The organism is Micrococcus sp. HG099 (assembly GCF_024723355.1).
Taxonomy (GTDB): domain Bacteria; phylum Actinomycetota; class Actinomycetes; order Actinomycetales; family Micrococcaceae; genus Micrococcus; species Micrococcus endophyticus.
This window is the reverse complement of record NZ_JANQCJ010000227.1, coordinates 1-1,835: the sequence shown is the minus strand read 5'-3', so window position 1 is coordinate 1,835 and position 1,835 is coordinate 1. Positions and strand designations below refer to the sequence as shown.

The 1,835-nt window shown below is 73.0% G+C and carries 1 protein-coding gene; it reads left to right on the top strand.

The window, feature by feature from the left end; genetic code table 11:
• Positions 1-281: 281 nt before the first annotated feature.
• Positions 282-1,559 carry a phosphopyruvate hydratase gene (gene eno / locus NWP10_RS11815; protein ID WP_258301034.1) on the top strand — a complete coding sequence of 426 codons (1,278 nt, stop codon included), beginning with the start codon at positions 282-284 and terminating at the stop codon, positions 1,557-1,559.
• Positions 1,560-1,835: the final 276 nt, after the last annotated feature.

The following is a 1,835-nucleotide window of genomic DNA, read 5'->3' as shown; positions in this document are numbered from 1 at the left end:
AGCGGGCCCTGCGCGGCACCGTCGCCCGGGTGCGCGCCGGCGACTGGGACGCCCTGCGCCCGCCGACCGCGGGCTGACGCCCGCGGCACCCTCGCCCCACACCCGTCCCCGCTGCCCTCGCCTCACACCCGCGTCCGCCCCACACCCGCCGCGCCGAGGCGCCGGACCGGGTGCGACGTCGTCGGGCGCCCAGGACGTCTGCGGCGTCCGCCGCCCCGCTAGGCTGACCCCGTGCCCGCCGACGTGCACGACTTCCGACTTCGATTGAAGGAGACCCGTCCATGGCCCTGATCGACGCCATCCACGCCCGCGAGATCCTCGACTCCCGCGGCAACCCGACCGTCGAGGTGGAGGTCCTCCTGACCGACGGCTCGCTGGGCCGCGCGGCCGTGCCCTCGGGGGCCTCCACCGGCGAGTTCGAGGCCGTCGAGCGCCGCGACGGCGACAAGAAGCGCTACCTGGGCAAGGGCGTCCTGGACGCCGTCGCCGCCGTGGAGGAGATCGCGGACGAGCTCGAGGAGGAGTTCGCCGTGGACCAGCGCGCCGTCGACCGCCTGATGCTGGACCTGGACGGCACCCCCAACAAGGGCAAGCTGGGCGCCAACGCGATCCTCGGCGTGTCCATGGCCGTGGCCGCCGCCGCCGCGCAGTCCTCCGACCTGATGCTCTACAAGTACCTGGGCGGCCCGAACGCCCACGTGCTGCCCGTGCCGATGATGAACATCCTCAACGGCGGCGCCCACGCGGACTCCAACGTGGACATCCAGGAGTTCATGATCGCCCCGATCGGCGCCCCCTCGTTCCGCGAGGCGCTGCGCTGGGGCACCGAGGTGTACCACTCCCTCAAGAAGGTGCTGCAGGAGAAGGGCCTGTCCACCGGCCTGGGCGACGAGGGCGGCTTCGCCCCGTCCCTCGAGTCCAACCGCGCCGCGCTGGACCTGATCGCGGAGGCCGTGAAGAAGGCCGGCTACACCCTGGGCGAGGACATCGCGCTGGCCCTGGACGTGGCCTCCTCTGAGTTCTGCGAGAAGGGCGCCTACACCTTCGAGGGCCAGAAGCGCTCCGCCGAGGACATGGTGGCCTACTACACCGAGCTGGCGGACAACTACCCGATCGTCTCCATCGAGGACCCGCTGGACGAGAACGACTGGGACGGCTGGCGTCTGCTCACCGAGAAGCTGGGCGACCGCGTCCAGCTCGTGGGCGACGACCTGTTCGTCACCAACGTGGAGCGCCTGCAGCGCGGCATCGACGACAAGGCCGGCAACGCCCTGCTCGTGAAAGTGAACCAGATCGGCTCGCTGACCGAGACCTTCGACGCGATCGCCCTGGCCCAGCGCCACATGTTCCACTGCATGATCTCGCACCGCTCGGGCGAGACCGAGGACACCTTCATCGCCGACCTCGCCGTGGCCACCAACGCCGGCCAGATCAAGACCGGCGCCCCGGCCCGCTCGGACCGCGTGGCCAAGTACAACCAGCTGCTGCGCATCGAGGAGGACCTGGCCGACGCCGCCGTGTACGCCGGCCGCTCCGCCTTCCCGCGCTACCGCGGCTGAGCGTCCCCGACGGCGACGCACGGGCCCGTCCGGATCGCTCCGGGCGGGCCCGTCCGCGTCCGGCGGGGGCCAGGGTCCTGCCAGGGGAGGGCAGTACGCTGTGGGGGTCCCGCCCCGAGCTGCGAAGGAGTCCGCGATGAGTCCGCGTCGTCCCCGCGTGCCCCGTGTCGACCCGGCGACGGGCGCCCCGCGTCGGGCGGCCCAGGATGCCGCGGTCGAGCCGACGACTGCGCCGCAGGACCCCGCGGCCGAGCCGCCGCGCGCGGACTCCCGGCC

Bases quoted from the DNA above. Each gene is read 5' to 3' on its own strand.
- eno (WP_258301034.1), top strand. From the start codon at position 282: ATGGCCCTGATCGACGCCATCCACGCCCGCGAGATCCTCGACTCCCGC.